The following is a 6,730-nucleotide window of genomic DNA, read 5'->3' on the forward strand; positions in this document are numbered from 1 at the left end:
GCCCGCGTCTCGCGCGCCCAGCCTGCCCGGTCCGGACGAGCAGGACACCGACCACCCCGATGCGCCGACGCCCCCTGGTCTTTTCCGCCGCCTTGGCCGTCGCCCCGGTGCCGGCGGCGCGCGCGCAGACCCCGGCCGCTCCTGCCGCGGCGCCGCTTCCGTTCCACACGGCCGGCCCCGGCAGCGCCTTCCTGCCCTACGGCGAGGCGTTGGCGCGCTTTCTGGCGACCAAGGGCATCGCCGTCGAGGTACGCCGCTCCGCCGGCAGCCTGGAAAACCTCGCCCGGGTGGAAGACGACCCGGCCGCGATCGGCACCGCCTTCCTCGGCAGCGCGGCGGACGCGCTGAACGGCACGCCCGCCGCGGGCGGGCGCCGGCACCGCGCGATCCGCGCGCTGTTCCCGATGTACGAGACCGCCTTCATGGTCGCCGCGCCGCGCGCCCGAGGGATCGCGCGCTTCGCGGACCTGGAAGGCAAGCGCGTGGGCTGCGGCCCCGCCCGCGGCCCGGCCGAGACCTTCTTCCGCGCCGCGGCCGAGGTCGCCGGCCTCCGGGCGGAGATCGTCGGCGGCGACAGCGCGGTGCTGGTGGAGGCCGTGCTGCGCGGCGAGATCGACGCGCTGTGGCAGGGCGCCATCGTGCCGATCCCGGCGCTGGCGGCCGTGGCCGACCGGACGGAAGCGGCGGTGTTCGGGCCAGGCGAGGAGGTGTCGCGCGGCGTGGTTTCGCGCCTGCCATACTTGGCGCCAGCCACCGTCGCACCCGGCACATACCGCGGGCAGGACGCGCCGATCGCGTCCTTCGCGGCGTGGAACTTCGTGGTGGGCAACGCGGCCATGCCGGAGGCGGCGGCCCACGCCCTCACCCGCGCCGCGCTGTCCGCCGCCGATCCGGCGCGCGAGATCGCGCCGGCCGCGGCCGGCACCCGCCCGGCCAATGCGGGCACCAATCGCGTGCTGCCCTTCCACCCGGGCGCGGCGCGGGCGTTGCGGGAGATGGGCGCGGCGGTGCCGGAGATCGCCTTGCCCGCTTGAACGGAAGGGGAGGGGGACGCGATGGAAGAAACCTGGCGCTGGTTCGGCCCCGACGACCCCGTGACGCTGGAGCACGTGCGCCAAGCCGGCGCGACCGGCGTGGTGACGGCGCTGCACCACCTCAACCAAGGCCGCGCCTGGCCCGAGGAGGAGGTGGCGAAGCGCAAGGTGGAGATCGAGGCGGCGGGCCTCGCTTGGTCGGTGGTGGAGAGCATCGCCGTGTCCGAGGACATCAAGACCCGCACCGGCGCCTTCCGCGAGCGGATCGAGGACTACAAGCGCTCCATCCGCGCCGTGGCCCGCGCCGGGGTGCGGACCGTCTGCTACAACTTCATGGCCGTCACCGACTGGACGCGCACGGACCTCGCCTGGCGGGTGCCGAGCGGCGGCTACGCGCTGCGCTTCGACTGGACGGACCTCGCCGCCTACGACCTGTTCGTGCTGCGCCGGCCCGGCGCCGAGGCCGACCACCCGCCCGAGCGCCGCGCCGCCGCCGAGGCGCGCTTCCGCGCCATGTCGGAGGGCGACGTCGCCGCGCTGGAGGGCGTGCTGATCGGCTGGCTGCCGGCGCGCGAGTTCACCTGGGATCGCGCCTCCTTCCAGCGGATGTTGGACGTCTACGAGGACACCGGCGCGGAAGGCGTGCGCGCCAACTTGGTCGAGTTCGTGCGCGAGGTGGCGCCCGTGGCGGCCGAGGAAGGCGCGCGTATCGGCATCCACCCGGACGACCCGGCCTTCCCCATATTCGGGCTGCCGCGCGCCATGTCCACAGCGGCGGACGCGCGCGCGCTGCTGGAGGCGGTGCCGGAGCCGGCGAACGGCCTCACCCTCTGCACCGGCTCCTTCGGCAGCAACGGCGCCAACGACCTCGTGGCGATGGCGGAGGAGTTCGCGCCGCGCGTCCACTTCGCGCACCTGCGCAACGTCACGATCGAGGCCGACGGCTCCTTCCATGAAGCGGACCACCTCGACGGGCGCGTGGACATGGTGGCCGTCGTGGCAGCGCTGATGCGCGAGGAGGAGCGGCGCGCGGCGGAAGGGCGCGAGGACGCCACGATCCCCATGCGCCCCGACCACGGCCACCTGCTGGTGGACGACATCGGCAAGACGGTGAACCCCGGCTATTCCTGCATCGGCCGCCTGAAGGGCTTGGCGGAGCTGCGCGGCGTGATGCGGACGGTGCGGGCGTTCCGCGCGGGGCGGGTCGCGTAGGGTCAACCGCCCAGCGCCAGGACCTCCGCCACCTTCCGCCGCCACGCCTCCCACGCCGCGTCCGCCGCCGCGCCGGCGCGTTCGAATTCCAGGCTGGCCGCGTTCAATCGTCGGCGCGCTTCCTCGCGCTCGGCCCCCGTCCGGTCCTCGGCCGCTTGGCGCGCGCGGTCGAGCGCCGCCTGCGCCACCGCGGCCCGGCGGAGGGGTTCGCGCGCCGCGTCCAAGAGGCGCCGCGCCTCTTCCAGGCCGCGCACCACGTTCTCCAGCAGCGCGCGGCCGGGCGCGTCGGCGGGCAGCCGCTCCAGCACCGGGCGGAAACCCTCCACGGTGCCGGGGCCGCCGGGCAGGCGGCGCATCGCGTCCTCGCCGCCGAGGTTCCGCCAGTCGAGCAGCACCGGGTCGCCGAGGCCGGCGTCCCACAGCGGCATCTCCCTCCTGCCCTCGCGCTCCCAGGCGAAGCGCAGCGTGGCGGCGGCACCATCCAGCGCCGCTTCGTGCCGCAGGCCGAAATCGCCCTCCTCCGCCACCGGGAAGCGCGGCTCGGCGCCGGGTCGCCGCGGCAGGTCCACCACGACCCGGCCCCGCGCGCCGCGGGGGTCGATCGCCAGCGCCGTCTCCTCCCGCCGCACCGTCAGCACCACGACGGAGCCGGGCCGCCGCTCGATCCGCGCCGGGCGCTCGTCGGCGTGGGTCGCGGCCGAGAGCAGCACGCCGCGGTCGCGCGCGTGGCCGAGCAGGCGCGTCTCGCCCGGCGCCGCCATGCGGATCTCGGCGTCGCCCAGGTGCGCGCCGCTGACGGCGTCGTAGAGCGTGGCCAGCCCGTCCGGCAGCGGGTGGCCGGTGGCGTTGCGGAGCCGGACGGCGTTGAGCGGGTGCCGCGCCGACACGTCCTGCACCCACCACAGCCGCTCGGACGGCACCGCGGCGTCGAGGAAGGGGATGTTCGCCGTTTCGCCGCTTCGCACCGATACCGGCGCGGGCACGGTGAAGGCCACGCGCATCCCGGCCGACGCGGCTTCTGCCGATTGAACCGGCGCGACGGGCAGAGCCTCGGCCTCGGGGGCGGCGCCCATACGCAGAGCTTGCGCCGGACCGGCCGCCATGGCCCTGGCCGCCGCGGGTGCCGGTGGGGCCGGACGGGCGCCGGTGTCGGGGCGCGCGTCCACCCGCTCCGCCGCGCGCACCGGCAGCTCGGGCCGCTGCACCATCAACGGCGCGTAGAGCGATTGCCGGAACGCCGCGGGGTTGCCGGACACCAGCGAGAGCCGGATGCCGTTCCAGTCCGAACCGGATCGGTTCTCCACCACCGCCCAGCCTTGCAGCCGCGCTTCGCCGTCGCCCTCCGGCACCACCAAGCGCCACGAGGGCTTCCACAGCGGCGCGCCCGCGACGTAGGCGAAGCCCACCTCGCGCGGGGCGGCGGCGCCGCGCAGCCGCACCTCCACCACCCGCTCGTCCGCCGTGCGGGCCGCCGCGAGCGCTTCCGCGGCGCGGTCGAGGCGCGCGGCCATGGCCGCGTCCGCCAAGCGCACCTCGTCGCCCTCGCGCAGCACCAAAAGGCGCAGCCCCGCCTCCGTCAGCAGCGAAAGGCGCAAGGTGCCGCCCTCGCCGCCTTCGGCATCCGCGAGCCGGCCCGTCGCGCCTCCCGCCGACACGCGCTGGCCGCGCAGCGCCCGCAGCAGGGAAGCGCGGTCGGCGAAGTCCTCCGGGCGGAGCGGCAGGCCGCGGAAGGCTTCGCGCTCCAGGTCCCGCGCCGGGAGCCGGACCCCTTCCGCCACGCCGGCGGGGTCGCGCAGCAACAGGCTCTTCAGCACGTCGTCCACGCTCTCGACCGGCACGCGGAGGGCGATCGGCTCGTCCGGCGCCAGCGCGCCGGCGTGCTCCACCAGCGCCAGACCGGCGTTGGAGAGCGTCACCGCGCGCACCGGGAGTTCCGTGGCCATGGCGGGCGCAGCGAAGCAGAGCGCGGAGGCGATGGCTAGGCGCATGGCGGTTCCTGCTTGTCGATTCCGCAACAAGTACCACGCCGTCCGCTTGACCGCTGCACCGAAGCGCGGCTCCGCTGCCGGGAAGAGCAACACCGGGAGGACACGCCCATGCGCCCGCCACGCCGCCGCCACGTCGCGCCGCTGCTCCTGGCGCTGCCCGCCGTCCTCCGCCGCGCGGCGCCCGCCCGCGCCCAGGGCGCTTGGCCGGACGGCCGCCCGGTCCGCATCGTCATCGCCTGGCCGCCGGGCGGCACCACGGATTTCGTCACCCGCCTCTACGCCCGCCACCTCGGCGAGATGCTGGGCGCCTCCGTCGTGGTCGAGAACCGGCCCGGTGGCGGCGGCTCGATCGCGTGGCGCGCGGTGGCCGGCGCACGGCCGGACGGGCTCACGCTGCTGCTCACCGAGAACTCGCTGGCGACGGCGGTGCCGCTGATGCCCGACCTCGGCCTCGACGTGCGCGCCGCCTTTTCGCCGCTGGCGCTGCTGGTGGACTACCCCTCCGTGCTCGCCGTGCCGGCCGCCCTGCCCGCGCGCTCCTTGCCCGAGCTGCTGGACGCCGCGCGCAAGGAGCCGGGCGCGATGAACTACGGCTCCATGGGCAACGGCAGCGCGCCGCACCTCTACGTCGAGGTGCTGCAGGACCTGGCGAACATGCGCATGACGCACGTGCCCTACCGCGGCATGGGCCCGGCCTTCACCGACCTCGTCGCCGGCCGCCTGCAACTGGTGGCGGCGGCGCCGCCCACCGTGCTCGGCGCGGTGCGCGCGGGCACGGTGCGGGTGCTCGCCATCGGCACCAAGGGCGGCCGCATCCCGGCGCTGCCGGACGCGCCGACCCTGCGCGAACTCGGCATCGATTTCGCCTACAGCTACTGGTACGGGCTGTTCGGCCCCGCCGGCACCGACCCCGCGGCCGCCGCGCGGCTGCTCGAAGCGGTGCGCGCCATCAACGCCCTGCCGGAGGTGCGGGCGCGCTTCGCCGAGCAGGGCGGCGTTCCCGTGGGCGGCGACGGCGCGGCGCTCGGCCGGCTGCTGGCGGAGGAGGTGGACCGCTGGACGGCGGTGGTGCGCGAGAAGAACATCACGCCCTGACACTCGCCCCCGTCGCGGCGACCGATCGCAGCGAGAGCGCCGGCGCCAGCGCCGCCACGGAGAAGGCGAGCCCCGCGCCGAACACCGCCGCGTGGCTCTCGCCCGTCGCCGCGAACAGCGCCGCCAGCGCGAAGCCCACCGCCGCCTGCGCCACCGCGAAGGCCGCCGTGCAGCGCACCCACAGCACGGCCGGCCGCGCCGGCGCCGCTTCGCGCGTCACGGTCAGGGTGACGGCGGTGACGCCGACGGCGGCGAAGCCGGCCAGCAGCGCCGCCGGCGGCACCAGCGCCGCGGCCGGCGGCAGCGACAAGGCCAGGGCCGCCGCCTGCACGCCGAGCCAGACCCGCAGCGTCGGCAGGCCGCCGAAGCGGTCCACGACCCGCCCCGACAGCACGCCGCCCGCGACGCCGCCCAAACCGAAGAGCAGCCACGCCAGCGCGCCCCACTCCACGCCGAGGCCGCGCCCGCGCGCCGCCAAGTCGGCCAGGTACACCATGGGCGGCACCATCCCCGCCCCGTGCAGCCCGTAGCACAGCACCAGCAGCGGGGCCTTCGGCGTCGCGCCCGACGCCGCGTCGCCGGCCGGCGAAGGCGGGTCCGGCCAGCGCGGGCGCGCGAAGAGCCAAAGCAGCAGCACGGCCGCGCCGAGCCCGAGCCACGTCGCGGGCAGCCCCGCCGGCAGCAGCGCCGGCACCAGCAACGCCCCCGCAGCGATGCCGGTGCCCACGCCCGAGATCACCACGCCGCCCGCGGTCCCGCGGCGCGCGGGCGGCACGCTCGCCTGCACCGCCGGGCCGGCGAGCGCCATCAAAAACCCGCCCGCCACGCCGGCGGCGAAGCGCCAGCCCATCAGCCACCAGAAGCCGCCGTTCCACGCGCAGGCCGCGAGCGAGAGCGCCACCAACGCCATGCCGAGGTCGAGCGTGCCCGCCACCCCGGCCGCGCGCGCCACGCGCCCCGCGCCGAGCACGCCCGCGAGGTAGCCGGCCAGCGCGGCCGCCCCGAGCAGCCCCGCGCCGCCGCCGTCCACCCAGCCCGCCACCACCATGGCCGGGAACAGCGGCACGTAGGCGAAGCGGGCGAGGCCGTTGCCGGCGCAGGTCGCCGCCGCCCCGGCCAGCGCCGGGCGGAGTAAGCTCGCGGCTGCAGGAGAACCCATGCCGGCCAGGTTAGGGTCTTCAGGCGCCGGGCGCAGGCCCGGGAAAACGCGGCCCAGCCTTTCGGTTTTCGCCGGTCGGCGGCGAACGGCGGCGCTCGCCGCGCGTGCGGCGGCTCCGGCCGTGCCGCCCCCCTCGCCGGAGATGCCGCTGGTCGCCAGCGCGACGGGGCGCTCGGGACCGCCGGATGGTGTCAGGCGCCCGTGCAAACCCCTCCGGCGGCGCCACTGAAAACCCGGCCACC

General features: G+C 76.8%; 5 protein-coding genes. 3 read left to right on the plus strand and 2 right to left on the minus strand.

Going from position 1 to position 6,730, the window contains the following annotated elements; all coding sequences use genetic code 11:
* Positions 1-59: 59 nt before the first annotated feature.
* Entirely contained in the window at positions 60-1,034 is a 975-nt protein-coding gene (locus ABD067_RS10035; RefSeq protein WP_343895123.1) for a TAXI family TRAP transporter solute-binding subunit, read from the plus strand.
* A gap of 21 nt (positions 1,035-1,055) precedes the next feature.
* The gene (gene uxuA, locus ABD067_RS10040; protein WP_343895124.1) at positions 1,056-2,246 is read left to right on the plus strand and encodes a mannonate dehydratase; all 1,191 of its coding nucleotides are present in this window, start codon (positions 1,056-1,058) and stop codon (positions 2,244-2,246) included.
* Positions 2,247-2,248: 2 nt separating this feature from the next.
* On the opposite strand, the gene ABD067_RS10045 is transcribed toward uxuA, so the two are convergent.
* Entirely contained in the window at positions 2,249-4,234 is a 1,986-nt protein-coding gene (locus tag ABD067_RS10045) for a DUF4139 domain-containing protein (RefSeq protein ID WP_343895125.1), read from the minus strand.
* A 108-nt stretch (positions 4,235-4,342) separates the two neighbouring features.
* On the opposite strand from ABD067_RS10045, the gene ABD067_RS10050 reads away from it, so the two are divergent.
* The gene (locus tag ABD067_RS10050) at positions 4,343-5,329 is read left to right on the plus strand and encodes a Bug family tripartite tricarboxylate transporter substrate binding protein (protein WP_343895127.1); all 987 of its coding nucleotides are present in this window, start codon (positions 4,343-4,345) and stop codon (positions 5,327-5,329) included.
* Here ABD067_RS10050 and ABD067_RS10055 read toward each other — a convergent pair.
* The gene (locus ABD067_RS10055; RefSeq protein WP_343895128.1) at positions 5,319-6,488 is read right to left on the minus strand and encodes a YbfB/YjiJ family MFS transporter; all 1,170 of its coding nucleotides are present in this window, start codon (positions 6,486-6,488) and stop codon (positions 5,319-5,321) included. The two genes, ABD067_RS10050 and ABD067_RS10055, sit on opposite strands and share 11 nt — an antisense overlap.
* Between the last annotated feature and the right edge of the window lie 242 nt (positions 6,489-6,730).

The organism is Craurococcus roseus, assembly GCF_039523795.1.
In the GTDB taxonomy this organism is placed as follows: Bacteria; Pseudomonadota; Alphaproteobacteria; order Acetobacterales; family Acetobacteraceae; genus Craurococcus; species Craurococcus roseus.

Coding starts and splice junctions, on each gene's coding strand:
- ABD067_RS10055 (WP_343895128.1), bottom strand. CDS start 6,488: ATGGGTTCTCCTGCAGCCGCGAGCTTACTCCGCCCGGCGCTGGCCGGG.
- ABD067_RS10035 (WP_343895123.1), top strand. CDS start 60: ATGCGCCGACGCCCCCTGGTCTTTTCCGCCGCCTTGGCCGTCGCCCCG.
- ABD067_RS10050 (WP_343895127.1), top strand. CDS start 4,343: ATGCGCCCGCCACGCCGCCGCCACGTCGCGCCGCTGCTCCTGGCGCTG.
- uxuA (WP_343895124.1), top strand. CDS start 1,056: ATGGAAGAAACCTGGCGCTGGTTCGGCCCCGACGACCCCGTGACGCTG.
- ABD067_RS10045 (WP_343895125.1), bottom strand. CDS start 4,234: ATGCGCCTAGCCATCGCCTCCGCGCTCTGCTTCGCTGCGCCCGCCATG.